The organism is Pseudomonas sp. B21-012 (assembly GCF_024749305.1).
Taxonomy (GTDB): Bacteria; Pseudomonadota; Gammaproteobacteria; order Pseudomonadales; family Pseudomonadaceae; genus Aquipseudomonas.
This window is the reverse complement of the sequence record NZ_CP087197.1, coordinates 5,672,735-5,694,213: the sequence shown is the minus strand read 5'-3', so window position 1 is coordinate 5,694,213 and position 21,479 is coordinate 5,672,735. Positions and strand designations below refer to the sequence as shown.

General features: G+C 63.2%; 19 protein-coding genes. 7 read left to right on the top strand and 12 right to left on the bottom strand.

Annotation, left to right across the window (positions count from 1 at the left end):
* The first annotated feature begins 10 nt into the window (after positions 1 to 10).
* The 3 genes from potA to LOY37_RS26190 are packed head-to-tail and all read left to right on the top strand — an operon-like array spanning position 11 to position 2,957.
* Complete coding sequence (potA, locus tag LOY37_RS26200) at positions 11 to 1,153, top strand: polyamine ABC transporter ATP-binding protein (protein WP_045201117.1); 1,143 nt, start codon at positions 11 to 13, stop codon at positions 1,151 to 1,153.
* The gene (locus LOY37_RS26195; RefSeq protein ID WP_093378301.1) at positions 1,150 to 2,070 is read left to right on the top strand and encodes an ABC transporter permease subunit; all 921 of its coding nucleotides are present in this window, start codon (positions 1,150 to 1,152) and stop codon (positions 2,068 to 2,070) included. Before potA ends, LOY37_RS26195 begins: the two co-directional genes overlap by 4 nt.
* The gene (locus LOY37_RS26190; RefSeq protein WP_010221198.1) at positions 2,067 to 2,957 is read left to right on the top strand and encodes an ABC transporter permease subunit; all 891 of its coding nucleotides are present in this window, start codon (positions 2,067 to 2,069) and stop codon (positions 2,955 to 2,957) included. Before LOY37_RS26195 ends, LOY37_RS26190 begins: the two co-directional genes overlap by 4 nt.
* A gap of 70 nt (positions 2,958 to 3,027) precedes the next feature.
* Here LOY37_RS26190 and LOY37_RS26185 read toward each other — a convergent pair whose 3' ends face one another.
* Entirely contained in the window at positions 3,028 to 4,188 is a 1,161-nt protein-coding gene (locus LOY37_RS26185; protein ID WP_258716034.1) for an AAA family ATPase, read from the bottom strand.
* A gap of 144 nt (positions 4,189 to 4,332) precedes the next feature.
* Here LOY37_RS26185 and LOY37_RS26180 point away from each other — a divergent pair, with 144 nt between their 5' ends.
* Genes LOY37_RS26180 through LOY37_RS26170 form a run of 3 tightly spaced genes read left to right on the top strand, consistent with a single transcriptional unit; the run spans position 4,333 to position 9,535 of the window.
* On the top strand, positions 4,333 to 5,424 hold the full coding sequence (locus tag LOY37_RS26180) for an efflux RND transporter periplasmic adaptor subunit (RefSeq protein WP_093378311.1): 1,092 nt from the start codon (positions 4,333 to 4,335) through the stop codon (positions 5,422 to 5,424).
* Positions 5,421 to 6,491, top strand: coding sequence for an efflux RND transporter periplasmic adaptor subunit (locus LOY37_RS26175; protein ID WP_258716033.1), 1,071 nt, complete (start codon positions 5,421 to 5,423; stop codon positions 6,489 to 6,491). The genes LOY37_RS26180 and LOY37_RS26175 overlap by 4 nt, the downstream gene beginning before the upstream one ends.
* Positions 6,488 to 9,535: an efflux RND transporter permease subunit gene (locus tag LOY37_RS26170; RefSeq protein WP_258716032.1), complete on the top strand. Its 3,048-nt coding sequence runs from the start codon at positions 6,488 to 6,490 to the stop codon at positions 9,533 to 9,535. Before LOY37_RS26175 ends, LOY37_RS26170 begins: the two co-directional genes overlap by 4 nt.
* Positions 9,536 to 9,613: 78 nt before the next feature.
* Here the strand turns inward: LOY37_RS26170 and LOY37_RS26165 are convergent, their stop codons facing one another.
* From LOY37_RS26165 to LOY37_RS26115, 11 genes are all read right to left on the bottom strand, one after another.
* The gene (locus LOY37_RS26165; protein ID WP_093378320.1) at positions 9,614 to 10,069 is read right to left on the bottom strand and encodes an REP-associated tyrosine transposase; all 456 of its coding nucleotides are present in this window, start codon (positions 10,067 to 10,069) and stop codon (positions 9,614 to 9,616) included.
* A gap of 133 nt (positions 10,070 to 10,202) precedes the next feature.
* A complete protein-coding gene (locus tag LOY37_RS26160; protein ID WP_093378325.1) occupies positions 10,203 to 10,847 on the bottom strand; it encodes a methionine ABC transporter permease in 645 nt (214 codons plus the stop codon).
* Entirely contained in the window at positions 10,837 to 11,967 is a 1,131-nt protein-coding gene (locus LOY37_RS26155; RefSeq protein ID WP_258716031.1) for a methionine ABC transporter ATP-binding protein, read from the bottom strand. Before LOY37_RS26155 ends, LOY37_RS26160 begins: the two co-directional genes overlap by 11 nt.
* Before the next feature lies 1 nt (position 11,968).
* Positions 11,969 to 12,772, bottom strand: coding sequence for a MetQ/NlpA family ABC transporter substrate-binding protein (locus LOY37_RS26150; RefSeq protein ID WP_258716030.1), 804 nt, complete (start codon positions 12,770 to 12,772; stop codon positions 11,969 to 11,971).
* Positions 12,765 to 14,156, bottom strand: a complete 1,392-nt coding sequence (locus tag LOY37_RS26145) for an LLM class flavin-dependent oxidoreductase (RefSeq protein WP_258716029.1) — start codon at positions 14,154 to 14,156, stop codon at positions 12,765 to 12,767. The genes LOY37_RS26150 and LOY37_RS26145 overlap by 8 nt, the downstream gene beginning before the upstream one ends.
* Positions 14,156 to 15,361, bottom strand: coding sequence for an SfnB family sulfur acquisition oxidoreductase (locus LOY37_RS26140; RefSeq protein ID WP_258716028.1), 1,206 nt, complete (start codon positions 15,359 to 15,361; stop codon positions 14,156 to 14,158). Before LOY37_RS26140 ends, LOY37_RS26145 begins: the two co-directional genes overlap by 1 nt.
* A gap of 22 nt (positions 15,362 to 15,383) precedes the next feature.
* Complete coding sequence (locus LOY37_RS26135; RefSeq protein ID WP_258716027.1) at positions 15,384 to 16,625, bottom strand: SfnB family sulfur acquisition oxidoreductase; 1,242 nt, start codon at positions 16,623 to 16,625, stop codon at positions 15,384 to 15,386.
* Positions 16,626 to 16,902: 277 nt separating this feature from the next.
* Positions 16,903 to 17,664: an L-cystine ABC transporter ATP-binding protein TcyN gene (gene tcyN / locus LOY37_RS26130; protein WP_258716026.1), complete on the bottom strand. Its 762-nt coding sequence runs from the start codon at positions 17,662 to 17,664 to the stop codon at positions 16,903 to 16,905.
* Between the two features lie 3 nt (positions 17,665 to 17,667).
* Positions 17,668 to 18,333: a cystine ABC transporter permease gene (gene tcyL, locus LOY37_RS26125; protein WP_123565219.1), complete on the bottom strand. Its 666-nt coding sequence runs from the start codon at positions 18,331 to 18,333 to the stop codon at positions 17,668 to 17,670.
* On the bottom strand, positions 18,333 to 19,133 hold the full coding sequence (tcyJ, locus tag LOY37_RS26120) for a cystine ABC transporter substrate-binding protein (RefSeq protein WP_093378350.1): 801 nt from the start codon (positions 19,131 to 19,133) through the stop codon (positions 18,333 to 18,335). The genes tcyL and tcyJ overlap by 1 nt, the downstream gene beginning before the upstream one ends.
* Before the next feature lie 106 nt (positions 19,134 to 19,239).
* Positions 19,240 to 20,238 carry a D-cysteine desulfhydrase gene (locus LOY37_RS26115; protein WP_093378354.1) on the bottom strand — a complete coding sequence of 333 codons (999 nt, stop codon included), beginning with the start codon at positions 20,236 to 20,238 and terminating at the stop codon, positions 19,240 to 19,242.
* Between the two features lie 192 nt (positions 20,239 to 20,430).
* Here LOY37_RS26115 and epsC point away from each other — a divergent pair, with 192 nt between their 5' ends.
* Positions 20,431 to 21,363 carry a serine O-acetyltransferase EpsC gene (gene epsC / locus LOY37_RS26110; RefSeq protein WP_045201146.1) on the top strand — a complete coding sequence of 311 codons (933 nt, stop codon included), beginning with the start codon at positions 20,431 to 20,433 and terminating at the stop codon, positions 21,361 to 21,363.
* The last annotated feature ends 116 nt before the right edge of the window (positions 21,364 to 21,479 follow it).

Here is a 21,479-nt window from a genome sequence, read left to right as displayed (position 1 = left end):
AGTTTCACAAATGGCAGTTGCCTCCGGTGCCTATAAGAAAGCCCTCGAGGGCGACCAGCAACCTAAACAGGTGCTGGTCAAAATCGACCGGGTCACGAAAAAGTTCGACGAAACGGTCGCCGTGGACGATGTGTCCCTGGAAATCAAGAAGGGCGAGATCTTCGCCCTGCTCGGTGGTTCCGGTTCGGGCAAATCCACCTTGCTGCGCATGCTCGCCGGCTTCGAACGGCCCACCGAAGGGCGCATTTTCCTCGATGGCGTAGACATCACCGATATGCCGCCCTACGAGCGGCCGATCAACATGATGTTCCAGTCGTACGCATTGTTCCCGCACATGACCGTGGCGCAGAACATCGCCTTCGGCCTGCAGCAGGACCGCATGCCCAGGTCTGAGATCGACGCCCGCGTGGCCGAGATGCTCAAGCTGGTGCACATGACCCAGTACGCCAAGCGCAAGCCGCACCAGCTCTCCGGTGGCCAGCGTCAGCGTGTGGCCCTGGCCCGTTCGCTGGCCAAGCGGCCGAAACTGCTGCTGCTCGATGAGCCGATGGGCGCGCTGGACAAGAAGCTGCGCTCGCAGATGCAACTGGAGCTGGTGGAGATCATCGAGCGGGTCGGCGTGACCTGTGTGATGGTGACCCACGATCAGGAAGAGGCCATGACCATGGCCCAGCGCATCGCCATCATGCACCTGGGCTGGATCGCCCAGATCGGCAGCCCGATCGACATCTATGAAACCCCGACCAGCCGCCTGGTTTGCGAGTTCATCGGCAACGTCAACCTGTTCGAGGGCGAAGTGGTCGACGATGCCGAAGGCCACGCGGTGATCGCCAGCCCCGAGCTTGAGCGCAAGATCTACGTCGGCCACGGTGTCACCACTTCGGTGGAAGACAAGCGCATCACCTACGCCCTGCGCCCGGAAAAACTGCTGGTGACCACCGAGCAGCCGACCTGCGAGCACAACTGGTCGCGCGGCAAGGTCCACGACATCGCCTACCTGGGCGGTCACTCGGTGTTCTACGTCGAGCTGCCTGGCGGCAAGATCGTCCAGTCGTTCGTTGCCAACGCCGAGCGCCAGGGCACCCGGCCGACCTGGGACGACCAGGTCTACGTCTGGTGGGAGGATGACAGCGGCGTGGTACTGCGCTCATGAACGCCCGCAAGCTCAAGCGAGCCTTCAACCGAATAAAGCCCGAGGGGCGCCATGTGGTGATCGGCGTGCCGTTCATCTGGCTGTTCCTGTTCTTCATGCTGCCGTTCTTCATCGTTCTGAAGATCAGCTTCGCCGAAGCCGACGTGGCGATCCCGCCGTACACCGAGATTTACAGTTACGTCGAAGACAAGGTGCAGCTGGTGCTCAACCTGGCCAACTATGGCCTGTTGACCGAAGACGAACTGTACATCTCGGCGTACCTGGGGTCGTTGAAGATGGCCTTCGTCAGCACGCTGCTGTGCCTGCTGATCGGCTATCCGATGGCCTACGCCATCGCCAACGCGCGCAAGGAAACCCAGACGGTACTGTTGCTGCTGATCATGATGCCGACCTGGACCGCAATCCTGATCCGTGTCTATGCCTGGATGGGCATCCTCAGCAACAACGGCCTGCTCAACGCCCTGCTGCTGTGGCTGGGCTGGATCGATCAGCCGTTGCAGATCCTCAACACCAACCTTGCGGTGTATATCGGCGTGGTCTATTCGTACCTGCCGTTCATGATCCTGCCGCTCTACGCCAACCTGGTGAAGCATGACCAGAGCCTGCTTGAAGCCGCCTCGGACCTGGGTTCGAGCACCTTCAACAGCTTCTGGAAAATCACCGTGCCGCTGTCGAAGAACGGCATCATCGCCGGCTGCATGCTGGTGTTCATTCCGGTGGTGGGCGAGTTCGTCATTCCTGAGCTGCTTGGCGGCCCGGAAACCCTGATGATCGGTAAAGTGCTCTGGCAAGAGTTCTTCAACAACCGTGACTGGCCGGTGGCCTCTGCCCTGGCGGTAGTGATGCTGGCGATCCTGATCGTACCGATCCTGCTCTTCAACCGTAGTCAGGCCAAAGAGATGGAGGGCAGGGCATGAAGCGTTTCAGTTTCTCCAAATTGATGTTGGTCCTGGGCCTGCTGTTCATCTACCTGCCCATGCTGATCCTGGTGATCTACTCGTTCAACGCCTCCAAGCTGGTGACGGTGTGGGGCGGCTGGTCGGTGAAGTGGTACGTCGGCCTGCTCGACAACACCCAGTTGATGGGCTCGGTGATGCGCTCGCTGGAGATCGCCTGCTACACCGCGATCGCCGCCGTGGCGCTGGGCACCCTGGCCGCCTTCGTGCTGACCCGGGTTACCCGCTTCAAGGGCCGCACGCTGTTCGGTGGCCTGGTTACCGCACCGTTGGTAATGCCCGAGGTGATCACCGGTCTGTCGCTGTTGCTGCTGTTCGTGGCCATGGCGCAGATGATCGGCTGGCCGCAGGAGCGTGGCATCGTCACCATCTGGATCGCCCACACCACCTTCTGCGCAGCCTATGTGGCGGTAGTGGTGTCGGCGCGCCTGCGTGAGCTCGACCTGTCGATCGAAGAAGCGGCCATGGACCTCGGTGCCCGGCCGTGGAAGGTGTTCTTCCTGATCACCATCCCGATGATCGCACCGTCGCTGGCAGCGGGCGGGATGATGTCCTTTGCTCTGTCGCTGGACGACCTGGTACTGGCCAGCTTCGTCTCGGGCCCGGGTTCGACCACCCTGCCGATGGAAGTCTTCTCTGCCGTGCGTCTGGGCGTGAAGCCGGAAATCAACGCCGTGGCCAGCCTGATCCTGCTCAGCGTGTCGCTGGTGACCTTCATGGTCTGGTACTTCAGCCGTCAGGCCGAAGAGCGTCGCCGCCGGGCGATCCAGCAGGCTATCGAAGAAAGCGCTGCCGACTCGTGGAAACAACCGGACGTGCGTCGCGCGCCGGCGCCGGTTTCGGCGTGATCTGAAACCCTTCGCGGGGCAAGCCCGCTCCTACAAATGGGTAGGAGCGGGCTTGCCCCGCGATTGGTTTTTACTCCGGCCAGTGCCAGGCCGGCTCATCGAGCATCCCCTGACCGGCTACGCGGGTCTGCCCCAGCACCTTCTCCAGCACGATCGAATTGCAGGTCGCATCCTGTTCCAGCGCGGCCACCAATCTTCGTGCATGCGACACCACCCACACCTGACACTGCTCCGAGGCGCGGATGATCAAGCGCGCCAACGCTGGCAGCAAATCCGGGTGCAAGCTGGTTTCCGGCTCGTTCAGCACCATCATGGTCGGCGGCCTTGGCGTCAGCAGCGCGGCGACCAGCAGCAGGTAGCGCAAGGTCCCGTCCGATAGCTCTGCGGCGCTCAGCGGTCGCAACAAACCTTCCTGATAGAACAACACCCCGAACGCCCCACCCGGCACTGCATCGATCTCCAGGCGTGCGCCCGGGAAGGCATCGGCGATGGTTGCCTGCAAGGCCTGCGGGTCGCCGATCTCGATGATGGTCTGCAGCGCAGCAGCCAGGTCGCGGCCGTCGTGGTGCAGTACCGGTGTGCGCGTACCCAGTTGCCGGCGCCGGGCCGGGGCATCACGGTCGGTGCGAAAGTGATCGTAGAAGCGCCAGCCACGGATGCGCTCGCGCAGCAGCAACACCTCCGGTGAGGAGCGCAGGTTGCCGACCTGATCGAACAGGCTGTCGAAGCTCGGCGTGTGCTGCGCCTGCACCTCCCATTGGCGGCCTTCACGGACCTTGACCATCGGCCCCTGGCGGTCCACCAGCAGGCTGGCCGGGCGGTACAACGGACCTGCCCAGATGCTTTCGCGCTTGATCTGCGGGTCGAGGGCGAAAGATGACCTGCTCGGCTCCGGCAGGCCGAGACCGATGGCGTAGCCGAATTCTTCGTCGCCAAAGCCCAGGCGCAAGCGCCGTGCATGCTGGCGCGGGCCGCCCTGGATGGCGACTTCGCCGTTGCTCATGCGCCGGCTGATCTGCTCGGGGCCGGCCCAGAACGTCGACTCCAGCCCGCCCTCCACCGCCAGGGCGTTGACCACACCGCCTTGCGCCGTTTCGGCGAGCAGGCGCAGGGCCTTGTACAGGTTGGACTTGCCGCTGCCGTTGGGCCCGGTGATGACATTAAGGCGTGCCAGTGGCAGCACTAGGTGATTGATCGAGCGGTAGTTGGCGACAGCCAGGGTGGTCAGCATGGCAGCGTCCATTCAGGTAAAGAGGGCAGTATCGCCGATTCCGCGTGGTGAACGAATTGTGTACACCGACAAGCGATCAAGGGAACCCTGATCTACGCTAACACTCGCATTCCTAAATAGATCTGGCACATGCAAGGAGCCTGCATGAGGGTGTTGCGTCCTTTATCGCTCGTCTGCCTGGGGGTGTCGCTGGTGCTGACGGGATGCGGGGAGAAAAAAGCCCCTGAAGCCGAACTGCCCAGGGTTGGTGTTCAACGTGTTCAGCCCAGTGATTTCGCAGCGTCCGTAACCCTGACCGGCGATGTTCAGGCGCGGGTGCAGACCGATCTTTCCTTTCGCGTGGGCGGCAAGATCATTGCCCGAAGCGTCGATGTCGGCGATCACATCAAGGCCAACCAGGTACTGGCCAGGCTTGACCCCAAGGACCTGCAAACCAACGTCGACTCGGCCAAGGCCGAGGTCTTCGCCGAGCAGGCGCGCGTGACCCAGACTGCCGCGGCCTTTGTTCGCCAGCAAAAACTGTTGCCCAAGGGCTACACCAGCCAGAGCGAGTACGACTCGGCCGAAGCCGCCTTGCGCAGCAGCCAGAGCGCACTCAAGGCCGCCCAGGCGCAACTGGCCAACGCCCGAGAGCAGTTGAGCTACACCGCGCTGGTCGCCGAGGCGGACGGGGTGATCACCGAGCGCCAGGCCGAGGTCGGCCAGGTGGTTCAGGCCACGGTGCCGATCTTCAGCCTGGCCCGCGATGGTGAGCGCGATGCGGTGTTCAATGTCTACGAAGCCTTGCTGGTGGCCCCGGCCACCCGTGAGGCAATCAAGGTCAGCCTGGTGGATAACCCGAAAATCCAGGCTCAGGGTTACATCCGTGAGGTCACCCCGACGGTTTCGGCGCAAAGCGGCACGGTGCAGGTCAAGGTGGCATTGAATGATGTGCCGCCCGGCATGGACCTGGGCTCGCCAGTTACTGCCACCGGCAAAGTTCAGGGCAAGCCGAGCGTAGAGTTGCCCTGGTCAGCGCTGACCAAAGACCTGCATGAGCCGGCGGTGTGGCTGGTGGGCGAGGGTGACAAGGTGCGCTTGCAGAAGGTCAAGGTGATGCGCTACCTGACCGGCAAGGTGGTGGTGGGCGATGGCCTCAAAGGTGGGGAAACCGTTGTGGTAACGGGCGGGCAACTGCTAAATCCGGGCATGCAGGTGGAAATCGCGCCGCTCAAGGACAGCGGGGTGGCGCAATGAAAGCAATCACGTTTGTCTTGGGCGGCGCACTGCTGCTCGTAGGTTGCGGCAAGCAAGCCAGTGCGCCAGAACCTGTGCGACCAGTGCTGTCGGTCATTGCCCAGCCGCAGGTACAGGCCAATCTTGGACGTTTCGCTGGCAGCATCCAGGCCCGTTTTGAAAGCACCCTGGGCTTTCGTGTGGGGGGCCGGATTGCCCGGCGCTGGGTCGATGTCGGCAGTCAAGTGCAACCAGGCGATGTGCTTGCCAGCCTTGATCCCACCGACCAGCGCAACCAGTTGCGCGCCGCTGAGGGCGACCTGGCGAAGATCCAGGCGCAGTGGATCAACGCCCAGGCCAACGCCCGACGTCAGCAGCAGTTGTTTGATCGCGGCGTGGGTGCGCAAGCCCAGCTGGACATCGCGCAGACCGACCTGAAGACCACTGGAGCCTCCCTCAAGCAGGCGCGGGCGGCGGTTGACCAGGCCCGTGATCAACTGGGTTACAGCGAGCTGAAGGCCGACCATGGCGCCGTAGTCACCAATTGGCAGGCCGAGGCCGGGCAAACGGTGAGTGCCGGCCAGGCCGTGGTGACCCTGGCGCGACCGGATATCAAGGAAGCGGTGATCGACCTGCCGACCAGCCTGGCCGAGCAATTGAACACGCAGCTTCAGTTCCTGGTGGCCTCGCAACTGGACCCGGATATCAACACCACGGCGACCCTGCGTGAGCTGGAGCCGCAGGCCGATGCCACCACGCGCACCCGTCGCGCCCGCCTGACCTTGGTCGATACGCCGAATGCGTTCCGTCTCGGCACGGCTATCAGCGTCACCCTGACCTCGGCGGTTTCGCCACGCACCGAACTGCCGGCGTCGGCCTTGCTCGAAAGCGACGGCAAGACCCGGGTATGGGTGGTCGATCCGCAGCAAAAAACCGTCGCCACACGTGATGTGAAGCTGCTTGAGCGTACCCCCGGCAGCGTAGTGCTGACCTCGGGCGTACAGCCTGGCGAGCGAGTAGTAACCGCCGGTGTAAACAGTCTCAAACCGGGCCAGAAGGTCATCGTCGACGAGGAAGACCCGCAATGAATGGAAGCTTCAACCTGTCGGAGTGGGCGCTGAAGCACCAATCCTTTGTCTGGTACCTGATGTTCGTCGGCTTGCTGATGGGCGTGTTTTCCTACATGAACCTGGGGCGTGAGGAAGACCCTTCGTTCACCATCAAGACCATGGTCATTCAGACCCGCTGGCCGGGTGCGACCCAGGATGAAACGCTGTACCAGGTCACCGACCGCATCGAAAAGAAGCTCGAAGAGCTGGACTCCCTCGACTATGTGAAAAGCTACACCCGCCCGGGCGAGTCAACCGTGTACGTCAACCTGCGCGACACCACCAAGGCGGCGGACATCCCGCAGATCTGGTATCAGGTGCGCAAGAAGATCCAGGATATTCGCGGCGAGTTTCCCCAAGGCATTCAGGGCCCGGGTTTCAACGATGAGTTCGGTGACGTGTTCGGCTCGATCTACGCCTTTACCGCCGATGGCCTGAGCATGCGCCAGCTGCGCGACTACGTCGAGCAGGTGCGTGCCGAGATCCGTGAAGTGCCCAACCTGGGCAAGGTGGAAATGATCGGCACCCAGGACGAGGTGCTCTACCTGAACTTCTCGACCCGCAAGCTGGCGTCGTTCGGCATCGACCAGCGCCAGGTATTGCAGGCCCTGCAGAGCCAGAACGCAGTCACCCCGGCCGGGGTGATCGAGGCCGGTCCCGAGCGCATTTCGGTACGCACCACCGGCCAGTTCGCCTCGGAGAAAGACCTCGAGGCGGTCAACCTGCGCATCAACGATCGCTTTTTCCGCCTGGCGGATATCGCCGAGATCCAGCGAGGCTTTGTCGACCCACCCGCGCCGATGTTTCGCTACAACGGCCAGACCGCCATTGGTCTTGCCATCGGCATGAAGGCCGGCGGCAACATCCAGGTGTTCGGTGCCGACCTGCACAAGATGATGGACCGCGTGGTCTCCGAGTTGCCGGTTGGTGTTGGCGTGCATACGGTGTCTGACCAGGCGGTGGTAGTAGAGGAGGCCGTGGGCGGCTTTACCAGCGCCCTGTTCGAGGCGGTGGTGATCGTCCTGGTGGTCAGCTTCATCAGCCTCGGGGTACGCGCCGGTCTGGTGGTGGCCTGTTCGATTCCGCTGGTGCTGGCCATGGTCTTCATCTTCATGGAATACAGCGGCATCACCATGCAGCGGATCTCCCTGGGCGCGCTGATCATTGCCCTGGGCCTGTTGGTGGACGATGCGATGATCACCGTCGAGGTCATGGTCACGCGCCTGGAAATGGGCGAGAGCAAGGAGCAGGCAGCCACCTTCGCCTACACCTCGACCGCCTTTCCGATGCTTACCGGTACCCTGGTGACGGTCGCGGGCTTCGTGCCGATCGGCCTCAATGCCAGCTCGGCAGGGGAGTACACCTACACCCTGTTCGCGGTGATCGCGGCCGCCTTGCTGGTGTCCTGGGTGGTGGCCGTAGTATTTGCCCCGGTACTCGGCGTGCATATCCTCAGCACCAAGGTCAAACCGCACAGCGAAGAGCCGGGGCGTATCGGCAAGGCCTTTGGCAACAGCCTGCTGTGGTGCATGCGTCATCGCTGGCTGACCATCATCGGCACTGTGTTGCTGTTCGTGCTGGCGGTGTTCTGCATGCGATTCGTGCAGAACCAGTTCTTCCCGTCCTCAGACCGCCCGGAAATTCTCGTCGACCTCAACCTGCCGCAAAACGCCTCGATCGAGGAAACCCGCAAGGCGGTGGATCGCCTGGAAGCGACGCTCAAGGGCGACCCGGATATCGTGCGCTGGAGCACTTACATCGGCCAGGGCGCGATCCGTTTCTACCTGCCGCTGGACCAGCAACTGCAGAACCCGTACTACGCCCAGCTGGTGATTGTCAGCAAAGGCCTGGAGTCGCGCGAGGCATTGATGGCGCGCCTGCAAAAGCGTCTGCGTGAAGACTTCGTCGGCATTGGCAGCAACGTCCAGTCACTGGAAATGGGCCCGCCGGTCGGGCGGCCTATCCAGTACCGGGTCAGCGGCAAGGACATCGATGAAGTGCGCAAGCACGCCATTGCCCTGGCCTCGCTGCTCGACCAGAACGAGCACATCGGCGAGATGATTTACGACTGGAACGAGCCGGGCAAGGTGCTGCGGGTCGAGATCGCCCAAGACAAGGCACGCCAGCTCGGGTTGTCGTCCGAAGACGTGGCCAATGTGATGAACAGCATCGTCAGCGGCGCGCCGGTGACCGAGGTCAACGACAACATCTACCTGATCGACGTCATCGCGCGCGCCGTAGACAGCGAGCGCGGCACGCCGCAGACCCTGCAAAACCTGCAGATCGTCACCCCCAACGGCACCTCGATCCCGCTGCTGGCCTTCGCCACCGTGCGCTATGAGCTGGAACAGCCGCTGGTATGGCGTCGCGACCGCAAACCGACCATCACCATCAAGGCCTCGGTGCGCGGCGAAATCCAGCCGACCGACCTGGTGGCCGAGCTCAAGCCGCAGATCGACGAATTCGCCAGCAAACTGCCGGTGGGTTACGCCGTGGCCACCGGCGGTACCGTGGAAGAAAGCGGCAAGGCCCAGGGCCCGATCGCCAAGGTGGTGCCGCTGATGCTGTTCATGATGGGCACCTTCCTGATGATTCAGCTGCACAGCGTGCAGAAGCTGTTCCTGGTCGCCAGCGTGGCGCCGCTGGGCTTGATCGGCGTGGTCCTGGCGCTGGTGCCGACCGGCACGCCGATGGGCTTTGTGGCGATCCTGGGGATTCTTGCGCTGATCGGCATCATCATCCGCAACTCGGTGATCCTGGTGACCCAGATCGACGAGTACGAAGCCCAGGGCTACACGCCCTGGGATGCGGTGCTGGAAGCGACCAACCACAGGCGCCGGCCGATTTTGCTGACTGCGGCAGCGGCGAGCCTGGGCATGATCCCGATCGCCCGCGAAGTGTTCTGGGGGCCGATGGCCTACGCCATGATCGGCGGGATCATCGTCGCCACCTTGCTGACCCTGCTGTTTTTGCCGGCGCTGTACGTGGCCTGGTACAAGATCCGCGAGCCGCAGCGCCAGTGATTGCGCCATCGCGGGTCCAGCCCGCTCCCACAGTTGCAACGGTGTATTCTGTGGGAGCGGGCTTGACCCGCGATGCTTTTAGATCCAGACCGCATCCCAATGAGGATAGTCACCAATTCGCTGCACCAGCCCTGCACGAATAGGGTTGGCAACAATGTAACGAGCTACTGCCTGGACATCTTCTTCATAGCGCAATGCACGATCATGAAACCCAGGCTGCCAGAGTCTGCTTTTGAGTTTGCACGCCTTGCAAATGGCGCAGCCACTGCGTGACTTGAGCCTGCGCATTAGTGTTTTCAATGTGCAGGACTGCAACTCGATGAGCCAATGAAAGTGATCAGGCATTACTACCCAGGCCAGTGATCGCGCAGCGCCTTCTTGCTCAGCTAGTTTGAATTGGGCAACGACGAGCCGGGCCAAGCCAAACTCTCTGAGTATGGGGGCCCGGTTTTCAGTGATGCTCGTCAGTAGATACAACCTGCCGGGTTCGGAAATTCGCCCCCGTCGCAGGAGCTTGGAGTGTGGACGGTCCATGTCGACTTCCTTGAGTTTGAAACTTCAAGGTAGCTGGACTCGCTGGGGGAGCATGGAGGTCTTGAAAACAGAATGTTTCCCTGTGCCATAGATGTGGGGGTGGTACGACGTCTCGACTTGACCCGCGATAAATTCAGCGCTTGTTCAAGCCCTTCGCCAACCGGTCCCCGCCCAGCTGAATCAACGCCACCAGCACCACCAGCATGACGATCACCGTCAGCATGATCTGGCTGTCGAAGCGCTGGTAGCCATAGCGGTAGGCGATGTCGCCCAGGCCTCCGGCACCAATGGCGCCGGCCATGGCCGAGGAGTTGATCATGGTCACCAGGGTGATGGTAAAGCCGCCAACGATGCCCGGCAGGGCTTCGGGCAGCAGTACATGCCAGACGATATGCCAGCGCCGGCAGCCCATGGCCTGGGCCGCTTCGATCAGGCCGTGGTCGACCTCGCGCAGGCTGACTTCGGCAATGCGCGCAAAGAACGGTGTGGCGGCAATGGTCAGCGGTACCACTGCCGCCCAGACGCCGTAGGTGGTGCCGACGATCAAGCGAGTGAAGGGAATCAAGGCCACCATCAGGATCAGGAACGGAATCGAGCGGAACAGGTTGACGAAGGCGCCGAGCACCCGGTTCAGGGCAGGCGCTTCAAAGATCCCGCCCTTGCCACTGGTGACCAGGATCACCGCCAGCGGCACGCCGGCGAGCAGGGCGATCAGCGATGAGACGCCGACCATCAGCAGGGTGTCGAGCACGCCCTGGAGCAAGCGATCAAACCACATAACCCAATACCTCCACTTGTGCCGCCCATTGCCGGGCGCGCTCAATCACTTGCTCGTGGCGGTGCGGCGAGTTGGCCACCGACACAACAAGTTGCCCCAACGCGCGGCCCTGGATCGGTTCGATGCCGCCTTGCAGCAAGCTGATCCGACCGCCGAGCAAGGCGAATAATGAAGACAATTCCGGCGCATGCTTGTCTTTGCCACTCACCCGCAAGCTCAACACCAGTGCTGCCTCAGGCCCCGGCGGGTGCGGCTGCAAGCGAGCCTGCAACGCAGCTGGCAGAGCAGGCTGCAAGGGCGCGAGCAGGGTCTTGCTGACCTCATGCTGCGGATCGCCGAACACCTGCCAGACAGCGCCTTGTTCAACGATGCGCCCACGCTCGAGCACCACCACCCGGTGGCAGATATCGCGGATCACCGCCATCTCGTGGGTGATCAACACGATGGTCAAACCCAGGCGCTGGTTGATATCGCGTAGCAGGCCGAGGATCGACTCGGTGGTTTCCGGGTCGAGTGCCGACGTAGCCTCGTCACACAGCAGGATCTCGGGGTCATGCACCAGCGCCCGGGCAATGCCGACGCGCTGCTTCTGCCCGCCGGACAACTGCGCCGGGTAGACGTGATGCTTCTCCTGCAGGCCGACCAGTTCCAGCAATTGGGCAACCTTGCGCTGGCGCTCGGCCTTGGGCACGCCGGCGACCTTGAGCGGTAGCTCGACGTTCTGCCAGACGGTCTTGGCCGACATCAGGTTGAAGTGCTGGAAGATCATGCCGATGCGCCGGCGCAGGCGCACCAGGCGGTCTTCGTCGTACTCGCCGATGTCTACCTGGTCGATCAGCACCCGACCCTGGCTGGGTTGCTCGAGGCGGTTGATGGTGCGGATCAGCGACGACTTGCCGGCGCCGCTGCGGCCGATGATGCCGAAGATCTCGCCGTGCTGGATGTTCAGGTCGATGCCGTCCAGCGCCGGGGCCTGTTGGCCAGGGTACGTCTTGCCGAGGCCAATGAAGCGTACATGGGCGTTGCCCAGCTCCGGGTGCAAGGCCCGTTGCCGGGCCTGTTGCAGGGGCGCGAAAGTGGCCTGCTGCTCCTGCGCCACGCGGGCGCTGATGGCGCTCATTTCAGCTCTCCCAGCCGGCTTGGTAGAGCTTGCCGTGGGCCTGGTCGAGGGCAGCACGCACCACCGGCGAGTGCTGGTAGATGTCGATGAACCTGGCCAGGCGCGGGTCGTCCTTGCTCTGCCGGCGGATGACGAACTGGATCACGTATTCCTTGTGGTCGAGGCCGTCGAACAGCAGCGCCGAAGTGGCGTCGAAGGTCTTGGCCAGGCGGATGTAGGCCGGGTAGCCCTGAACCAGGTCGGCGTCGTCGTAGGCACGCACCAGTTGTACTGCTTCAACCTGGAGGATCTTCAGCTTCTTCGGATTGGCGACAATGTCTTCTTCGGTGGCCTTGTAGCCGACGCCGGGCTTGAGGGTGATCAGGCCGGCCTTGGCCAGCAACTGCAAACCGCGGCCGCTGTTGATCGGGTCGTTGGCGATGGCCACGCTGGCGCCCTCGGGCAGCTCGGCGAAGCTCTTGTACTTTTTCGAATACAGGCCGACGTTGTTGATGATCCCCGGGGCGAAGGGCACCAGGTCGAAACCGGCAGCAGCCTTGGCGTTTTCCAGGAACGGGATGTGCTGGAAGTAGTTCACGTCGATGTCGCCGGCCGCCAGGCTGACATTCGGCGCGATCCAGTCGCTGAACTCGATCAGTTCGACGTCCAGGCCCTGTTTCTTGGCCTCGCTGACGGCGGCTTCAAGCGGGATCGAGAAGGCTGCGGTGGTGCCGACTTTCAGGGCATCGGCGGCCTGGGCGGCGCCGAACAGGCCGAGGCTCAAGGCCAGGGCTGCGACCGGGCGGGCAATAAAGGTCTTAAGCATGCTGTAGCGCTCCCGTCGGGGTCGTGGTGGTGTGGCGATAGCTGGCGCCAGGATGGTCTGCCGGCAGGTGAGGCTGGTCGCTGGCGAAGAGTTTTTCGCGCAGGCTGCCCTGTTCGTAGGCGGTCTTGTACGAGCCGCGGTGTTGCAACTCGGGGATGACCAGGTCGATGAAGTCGACATAGCTTTCCGGGGTGACCGTGCGCGCCAGGTTGAAACCGTCGAGGCCGGTTTCGGCGATCCAGCTTTCCAGCGCGTCGGCGACCTGGGTCGGCGAGCCGATCAGGGTGATGTAGCGCCCGCCCAGAGCGTGCTGTTCGAGCAGCTTGCGCCGGGTCCAGTCGTTGTTCTGCAGGTTCTTGGTGGCAGACTGGATGGCATTGCTTTTCACGTACTGGATCGGCTCGTCCAGTTCGTACTCGGAAAAATCGATAGCGGTGGAACTGGCAAAGTGCGCAACACCGGCCTCGGGGCTGGCATAGCGCAGGTACTCGGCGTGCTTGGCCTTGGCCTGTTCTTCGGTGCGGGCGACGATCACCGTCAGGCCCATGAACACCTTGATGGCCTGCGGGTCGCGCCCGGCTGCGACGGCGGCAGCGCGGACCTTGTCGACCTGGGCGCGGGTGGCGGCCTTGTTCTGGCCGCTGATGAACACGCATTCGGCATGGTTGCCGGCAAAGCCCAGGCCACGCTCGGAGCTGCCAGCCTGGAACAGCACCGGCGTACGCTGCGGCGACGGCTCGCAGAGGTGATAGCCCTCGACCCGGTAGAACTCGCCTTGATGCTTGACCTTGTGCACCTTGTCCGGCTGGGCGTAGATCCGCTGCTGGCGGTCGTTGAGCACCGCGCCGTCTTCCCAGCTGCCTTCCCAGAGCTTGTACAGCACCTGCAGGTACTCGTCGGCCTGGTCATAGCGGCGGTCGTGCTCGGGTTGCTGGTCCAGGCCCATGGCCTTGGCGGCGCTGTCGAGGTAGCCGGTGACGATGTTCCAGCCGACCCGGCCACGGCTCAGGTGGTCGAGTGTGGAAAGGCGCCGGGCAAACAGGTACGGCGGCTCGTAGGTGAGGTTGGCGGTCAGGCCGAAACCCAGGTTGCGGGTGACCGCGGCCATTGCCGAGACCAGCAGCAGCGGGTCGTTGACCGGTAGCTGGATCGACTCTTTGAGCGGTACATCGACCGACTGCTGGTAGACGTCGTAGACACCGACGATATCGGCGATGAACAGCCCGTCGAACAGCCCGCGCTCGAGCAACTGGGCAAGCTCGGTCCAGTATTCGAGGGTTTTGTACTGGCTCGAGTTGTCTCGCGGGTGGGTCCACAGGCCGTGGTTGATATGGCCAACGCAGTTCATGTTGAAGGCGTTGAGCAGGATCTTTTTCTTGGCCATCAGATGGTGCCCCGCAACGGTGGGTTTTCATCGTTGAGGTAGTAGTTGCCGATGGCGTGGTACTTCCAGCGCACCGGGTCGTGCAGGGTGTGCACCCGGGCGTTGCGCCAGTGCCGGTCGAGGCCATGCTCGGCCAGGGTGGCCTGGCTGCCCGACAGCTCGAACAGAGTGGTGCCGGCGGCGAGGGAAATCTCGGTGCTGATCGCCCGCGCTTCGGCCACGGCGATGGAGGCGGCGGCGACGGTTGTGGCATTGGGCTCGGCCTGGGCGCGGTCGAGGTATTCGCCGGCGCGTTCGAGCAGCGCTTCAGTGGCGTGCAAACGGATCGCCAGGTGGCCGAAGGATTTCACCGTCAGTGGATCTTCGCTGGCCTTATCGACCCCGGAGTCGACCCATGGCCGGCTGCGGGTGCGCACGAAGTGCAGGGCATCTTCGTAGGCGGCGCGGGCGATGCCGGTGTCGATGGCGGCGTGGAGGATCTGCGCCAGCGGGCCGACCGTGGTCGGGCGCTCGAAGGCGCTCTGGAACGGCAGCACGTCTTCGGCGCCAACCTGGACGTTATCGAACAGCACCGAACCGCTGCCGGTGGTGCGCTGGCCGAAGCCGCTCCAGTCGTCGATGACCTTCAGCCCGGAGCTGTCTGCCGGGACGAAGGCCAGGCGCTGGATGCCGTCCTCATCGACAACCGAGGTGGGAATACGCTGGGCATAGAGCGCACCGGTGGCGTAGAACTTGCGCCCGTTGATGCGGTAAGCATCGCCGTCGCGGCTCAGGGCGGTGGTGCGGTCGTGGGCGGTCTTGGTGCCCAGCTCGGCCAGGGCATTGCCCAAGCGCTGGCCGGCCAGTACTTCGGCATACAGGCGCTGCTGTTGCGCCGCGCTGCCGTTGACCCGCAGCACTTCCAGGGCATAGAAGTGGTTCTGCGGAATCTGCCCCAGCGAGGCGTCCGCCTGGGCGATGCGGGCGATGACCTTGGCCAGGGTGACGTTCGATACGCCAGCGCCACCAAAGGCCTTGGGTACGCTGATGCCCCACAGGCCGGAGCGCGAGAATAGTTCAAGTTCAGGGTGTGGCAGGCGTCGTTCGCGGTCGCGCAGGGCGCTGTCGCGGCGCAGCTGGACGGCGATTTCCTCGGCGACTTGCAATGCCTGGGCGTCAGTGTGGATGACCGCGACGTTGGCGTGCGGTTGTGGCAAAAGGCTCATAAACAGGGCTCCAGTGGTCTGGTCAAATCCAGGAGTGCCGGGCAGGCAAGGTACCGTTGAGGTGATAGGCGCCGACGGCGTGGTATTTCCAGCGCACCGGATCGTGCAGGGTGTGCACGCGAGCATTGCGCCAGTGCCGGTCGAGGTTGAACTCGGCCAGGGTGGCGCGGCTGCCGGAGAGCTCGAAGAGCTTCTCGCTGGCCAGCAGCGAAATCTCGGTGGTCAGCACCTTGGCTTCGGCCACGGCAATCGAAGCGCGAGCGGCCGCAGCGGCATCGACCGGCGCGGCGCTGACTTCGTCGAGCACCCGCGCAGCCTTGGAAAGCAGCGCCTGGGCGGCATGCAGCTCAAGCTGCAGGCGGCCGACGTCGGCGATTACATACAGATCATCGCTGGCGCGATCGACCTTGGCGTCGATCCATGGCCGGGCTTTGTCGCGAACGAAGGCGATGGTGTCGGCAATCGCCGCTTCGGCGATACCGGCATCGATGGCCGCCTGGATCAGCTGCGAAGCCGCGCCCTGGATGTTTGCTACTTCGCTCTGTTTCCAGGTGTCGATCACCAGTTCCGCATCGACCTGCACCTTGTCCAGCAGCACGGTGCCGCTGGCGGTGGTGCGCTGGCCGAAGCCGGACCAGTCATCGACGATGCGCAGGCCCGGGGTGCCGCGGCGGACAAAGGCCATGACCTGACGGCCGTCATCGTTCAGCGCCTTGACCGCGACCCAATGGGCAAACAGGGCGCCGGTGGAGTAGAACTTCTGGCCGCTGAGCACATAGTGATCGCCCTCGCGGGTGATCCGTGCCTTGAGGTCCAGGGTGTGTTTGGTGCCGCGTTCCGGCCCCGCATTGCCGATGCGCCAGCCATCGAGCACCGAGGTGAACAGCAGCTCTTTCTGCCGCTGCGTGGCGGTGCCTTTGAGCAGTTGCAGGATGCCGAACTGGTTTTGCGGGATCTGCCCCAGCGCCGGGTCGGCGGCGCTGATGATGCGAAAGACTTCGGCGATGGTGACAAACGACACCTGCGCGCCGCCAAAGGCGCGCGGGATGCTGATGCTGCCAAGGCCGCTGCGGGTGAACTGTTCGATTTCTGCCCAGGGCAGCTTGCGTTGCTGGTCGCGCTTGGCCGCCTGGGTGCGCGCTGCTTCGGCCAGCTCGTGGGCTGCCTGCAGGGCTTGTTCGTCGCTGCTCAGCACCTTGGCCGGCAGCAACAGCGGGGCGCTGTCCAGATCGCTGTGGACTGTGGTTTCTGCCAGATTGGACATCAGTACCGCTCCTTGGCTGCACTCAATGCCCTGGCGTTACGCACTGGGGTGATTGTGTTCCTGACCATACCTACCTCACGAATTGAAAACGTCGGCGCGGGTTGCGACGACAAAATTGCGCTGGTCCGGTGGTCCGGTGCATATACCCTAATAGCGTATAAAAATTAAATAAACTAACTTTTAGGAATAAATATAGAAGTACTTGGCGGTCGCTGGACGAACCCCTGCCGGGGCTGGGCAGGCGCTGTAAGAGGGGCGGGGAAAGGTCGGGGAAAACTCAGTAGCCGGTATTTTGCGTACCGAGGAATTTGCTCAGGAACTGGCGTGTGCGTTCTTCCTTGGGGTGGGCGAACAGCGCCTTGGCTTCGCCCTGTTCAACGATCACGCCCTTGTCGAAGAAGATCACCCGGTTGGCCACGTCGCGGGCAAAACTCATCTCGTGGGTGACGATGATCATGGTGCGCTTTTCTTCGGCCAGGCCACGAATGGTCGCCAGCACTTCACCGACCAGCTCGGGGTCGAGCGCCGAGGTCGGCTCGTCGAAGAGGATCACTTCCGGCTCCATCGCCAGGGCCCGGGCAATCGCCACTCGCTGTTGCTGGCCGCCGGAGAGCTTGCGCGGGTAGGCGGCTTCCTTGCCGGCCAGGCCGACCTTGGCCAGCAGCTTCATGCCCAGGGCCACGGCTTGCTCGCGCGGGGTCTTCTTGACCACCAGCGGGCCTTCGATGACGTTCTCCAGCGCCGTGCGATGGGGGAACAGGTTGAAGTTCTGAAACACGAAGCCGACCTCCTGACGCAACTGGCGGATCAGCCCGCTTTGCTGGCCCAGCGGGCGGTTGGCGTCGATTTCTACCTTGCCGACCGTGATGCTCCCGCTGCTGGGGGTTTCCAGCAGGTTCAGGCAACGCAGGAAGGTGGTCTTGCCGGAGCCGCTGGGGCCGATGATGGCGATCACCTCGCCGGCCTCGACCTTGAGGCTGATGTCATCGAGCACGGTCTGGCCGTTGAACTGCTTGCTCAGTCGTTGTACCTCGATCATGCCTCAGGACTCCTGGTCGTGCCGGTTGACCCGCGCTTCCAGGCGGTTCTGCAGGTGCGCGAGAACGCTGGCCAGCACCCAGTAGATCAGTGCGGCGGCAAGGTACATGGTGAAGATCTCGAAGGTGCGCGCAGTAATCAGCTGCGCCTGGCGGAACAGCTCCGGCACCTGGATGGTGGCGGCCAGGGCGGTGTCCTTGACCAGCGAAATAAAGCTGTTGCCCAGTGGCGGCAAGGCGGTGCGCGCCGCTTGCGGCAGGATTGCCCGGCGCATGGCCTGGCCACGGGTCATGCCGATGCTGGCGGCAGCCTCCCACTGGCCGCGGTCGATGGAACTGATCGCGGCGCGGAGGATTTCACAGGCGTAGGCGGCCATGTTCAGCGAGAAGCCGATCAACGCTGCGGGCAGCGGGTCGAGCTCGATGCCCAGTTGCGGCAGGCCGTAGTAGATCATGAACAGCTGCACCAGCAGCGGCGTGCCGCGAAAGAACGACACGTAGACCCGCGCCGTCCAGCTCAGCAGCTTGATCGACGACAGGCGCATCAGCGCCAGGCCAAAGCCCAGCAGCAGGCCGAAGAACATCCCGCCAAGGCTGAGAATTACCGTGTAGTACGCGCCCTTGAGCAAAAAGGGCGCGGACTCCAGCGCCAGTTGCAAAGCTGCTTCCATTATTGGGTGACGTCAGCGTTGAAGTACTTTTCCGAAAGCTTTTTCAGTGTGCCGTCGGCGCGTAGCTTGTCGAGAGCTTTGTTCACTGCTGCCAGCAGTTCCGGCTCGCCTTTGCGCAGGGCGATACCGGCTTCCTGGCGGGAGAAGGCGTCACCGGCGGCGGTGGTGTCCTTGGCTTTCTTGGCGTATTCCAGGGCGGCCAGACGGTCGATCAGGATGGCGTCGATACGACCCACGCGCAGGTCCTGGAACTTGGTCGGATCGTCTTCGTAGGTGCGCACGTCAGCGGTTGGCACGTTGGCTTTGACCCACTGTTCGTAGTTGGTGCCCAGGCCCACGCCGACTTTCTTGCCGCCCAGATCGGCAGCGGACTTGATGTTCAGCTCGGCGGCCTTTTTCGTCAGCACCAGCGCCTGAATCCCGGAAACAGTGTAGGGCGCGGAGAAGTCGTACTTTTTCTTGCGCTCATCGGAGATGGTCACCTGGTTCACCACCGCGTCCAGGCGCTTGGACTCCAGTGCGGCGAGGATGCCGTCCCACTTGGTCGGCTGCAGCTTGACCTTGACCCCCAACTCCTTGGCCAGGGCTTCGGAAAGCTCCACTTCGAAGCCGGCCAGCTTGCCGTCGGCATCGACGAAGCTGAACGGTGGATAAGTGCCTTCAAGGCCGATGTTGATCACGCCCTTGTCTTTGATCTGCTGCAGTTGCTCACCAGCGACAGCCTGGCCGAGCAGGCTGGCGCCGAGCAGCAGACCGAGACCTGCGGCGACTGCCTGTTTACCGAAAGCGGAAATCTTCATGGTTAGCCCCAATGTTGTTGTGAGTGTGGCGCTGACTATAGGGTGACGCTTTTAGTCTTAAAAATAATATAAATTCATTTTCTTATATTATTTCAGGCTATGTTAATTAGCCGTTCCAGACCTCAGGGTAGGCGAATAATGCCGGGGCCCCACCGGTATGCAGAAAAATCAGCGGGCCGTCATCGAATCGCTGACGGGCAATACCATCAAGCAGCCCGGCCATGGCCTTGCCGGTGTATACCGGGTCAAGCAGCAAGCCTTCCTGGCTGGCCAGCAGGCGGATGGCGGCGAGGGTACCGGCGTTCGGTTCGCCATAGCGCGGGGCGAAGTACTCATCCCACAATTCGATCTTGAAGGTGGCCGGCAGGCGCAGGCCCAGCAGCTCGGCGGTGCGCTCGGCCAGGCCCTGGACTTTCGGGCGCTGGTCTTCGTCGCTGCGCGACACGGTGACGCCGATCACCGGCAGCTTCGGCAGTTTTTCTGCCAGGGCGATGGCCAGGCCGCTGTGGGTACCGGCACTGCCGGAGGCCAGCAGCACCCCGGCGAACTGCTCGCCGCAATGTTCGATCTGTTCGGCCAGCTCCAGGCCTGCGCGTACATACCCCAGGGCACCGAGGGCGTTGGAGCCGCCAATCGGCACGATGTAGGGCTTGCGGCCACTGGCGTGCAGGCGCACGGCCAGGGCCTGCAGTTGTTCGTCGGCATTGTCGAGGTTATCGACCAGCTCGACCTTGGCGTCGAACAGCTCCAGCAACAGGCGGTTGCCGTTGTGCTGGTAGTTGGCTGAGTCGCTGGCGATCGGGTTTTCCAGCAAGGCTACGCAGGCCAGGCCCAGTTGCGCGGCCAGCGCCGCGGTCTGGCGCACATGGTTGGACTGGATGGCGCCTGCGGTGACCAGGGTGTCGGCGCCCTTGGCCAGGGCATCGGCGGCCAGGTATTCGAGCTTGCGCAGTTTGTTGCCGCCCAGCGCCAACGGCGTGCAGTCGTCGCGTTTGACGTAGATGTCGCGGCCGGCCCAGGCTGACAGCCGATGCAGTTTTTCCAGCGCGGTAGGGGCGCCAAGCAGGTCCAGACGATTGAAGCGGGCAAGCTGTCGGTCGATCATGGGGTCACGTCGGCTAGGTAAAATTCGACTATAGGCAGCCCGGGGCAGGTGGGCAACTCCCGGGCTTATGCCACCTTTATTGCGTTCTGGAATAAAGGGTTATTTTTTCTGTCGCAGGAAATTGCCGTAAAGTAATCGGCACTTCGGCGGCACCACCATCCACCGACCGCCGCTGCAGCAGGAGAGGTAACCGTGAGCGACAACGCGCAAACAGGGCATTGGCAGTTGCAGACCATCGTCGGCCAGCTGCGTGCCGCCCGCGACCAGTGGCGCAGCAGTAACGGGCGCAGCAGCGGCGAGCAGGGCGGCCGCGAGCTGCCGTCACGCGAGGCCATGCGCCATATTCTCGAGCAGTTGTGTGGTGCCCTGTTCCCCATGCGCCTGGGCCCGGTCGACCTGCGTGAAGAGAGCGAAGACTTCTATGTTGGCCATACCCTCGATGCCGCGCTGACCGCCTTGCTCGCCCAGGCGCGCCTGGAGCTGCGCTACGTGGCGCGCCACGGCAAGCAGGCCACGGCCGAGATCGACGCCACGGCGCTGCGCCTGATCCAGGACTTTGCCGCCGCCCTGCCAAGCCTGCGCAGCATCCTCGATACCGATGTGCTGGCCGCTTTTCATGGCGACCCGGCGGCGCGCAGCGTCGATGAAGTGCTGCTGTGCTACCCGGGCATCCTCGCGGTGATTCACCACCGCCTGGCCCACCATCTGTACCGCGCTGGCCTGCCATTGCTGGCGCGGATCAGCTCGGAGCTGGCGCACTCGGCCACCGGCATCGACATTCATCCGGGGGCGCAGATCGGCCCGAGCTTCTTCATCGACCACGGCACCGGCGTGGTGATCGGCGAAACGGCGATCATCGGTGAGCGAGTACGCATCTACCAGGCCGTGACCCTGGGCGCCAAGCGCTTCCCGGCGGACGAGGACGGGCAGTTGCAGAAGGGCCATCCGCGTCACCCCATTGTCGAGGACGACGTGGTGATTTATGCCGGCGCGACTATTCTGGGACGAATCACCATTGGCAAGGGTTCGACCATCGGCGGTAACGTCTGGCTGACCCGCAGCGTGGCGCCGGGCAGCAACCTGACCCAGGCCAATCTGCAGCACGATGACGGTACCCAGAAGTAGGTGATCCGAAGCTTGGCTTGCGGCAACGGGTCGCATCGCGACCCCCATCCATGTTTAACTTGAACGCTTGTTCAAGTTAAAACGGTGGTCCGCTGCCGGTGTTCAACAGGAGGAAA

Coding starts and splice junctions, on each gene's coding strand:
- potA (WP_045201117.1), top strand. CDS start 11: ATGGCAGTTGCCTCCGGTGCCTATAAGAAAGCCCTCGAGGGCGACCAG.
- LOY37_RS26195 (WP_093378301.1), top strand. CDS start 1,150: ATGAACGCCCGCAAGCTCAAGCGAGCCTTCAACCGAATAAAGCCCGAG.
- LOY37_RS26190 (WP_010221198.1), top strand. CDS start 2,067: ATGAAGCGTTTCAGTTTCTCCAAATTGATGTTGGTCCTGGGCCTGCTG.
- LOY37_RS26185 (WP_258716034.1), bottom strand. CDS start 4,188: ATGCTGACCACCCTGGCTGTCGCCAACTACCGCTCGATCAATCACCTA.
- LOY37_RS26180 (WP_093378311.1), top strand. CDS start 4,333: ATGAGGGTGTTGCGTCCTTTATCGCTCGTCTGCCTGGGGGTGTCGCTG.
- LOY37_RS26175 (WP_258716033.1), top strand. CDS start 5,421: ATGAAAGCAATCACGTTTGTCTTGGGCGGCGCACTGCTGCTCGTAGGT.
- LOY37_RS26170 (WP_258716032.1), top strand. CDS start 6,488: ATGAATGGAAGCTTCAACCTGTCGGAGTGGGCGCTGAAGCACCAATCC.
- LOY37_RS26165 (WP_093378320.1), bottom strand. CDS start 10,069: ATGGACCGTCCACACTCCAAGCTCCTGCGACGGGGGCGAATTTCCGAA.
- LOY37_RS26160 (WP_093378325.1), bottom strand. CDS start 10,847: ATGTGGTTTGATCGCTTGCTCCAGGGCGTGCTCGACACCCTGCTGATG.
- LOY37_RS26155 (WP_258716031.1), bottom strand. CDS start 11,967: ATGAGCGCCATCAGCGCCCGCGTGGCGCAGGAGCAGCAGGCCACTTTC.
- LOY37_RS26150 (WP_258716030.1), bottom strand. CDS start 12,772: ATGCTTAAGACCTTTATTGCCCGCCCGGTCGCAGCCCTGGCCTTGAGC.
- LOY37_RS26145 (WP_258716029.1), bottom strand. CDS start 14,156: ATGGCCAAGAAAAAGATCCTGCTCAACGCCTTCAACATGAACTGCGTT.
- LOY37_RS26140 (WP_258716028.1), bottom strand. CDS start 15,361: ATGAGCCTTTTGCCACAACCGCACGCCAACGTCGCGGTCATCCACACT.
- LOY37_RS26135 (WP_258716027.1), bottom strand. CDS start 16,625: ATGTCCAATCTGGCAGAAACCACAGTCCACAGCGATCTGGACAGCGCC.
- tcyN (WP_258716026.1), bottom strand. CDS start 17,664: ATGATCGAGGTACAACGACTGAGCAAGCAGTTCAACGGCCAGACCGTG.
- tcyL (WP_123565219.1), bottom strand. CDS start 18,333: ATGGAAGCAGCTTTGCAACTGGCGCTGGAGTCCGCGCCCTTTTTGCTC.
- tcyJ (WP_093378350.1), bottom strand. CDS start 19,133: ATGAAGATTTCCGCTTTCGGTAAACAGGCAGTCGCCGCAGGTCTCGGT.
- LOY37_RS26115 (WP_093378354.1), bottom strand. CDS start 20,238: ATGATCGACCGACAGCTTGCCCGCTTCAATCGTCTGGACCTGCTTGGC.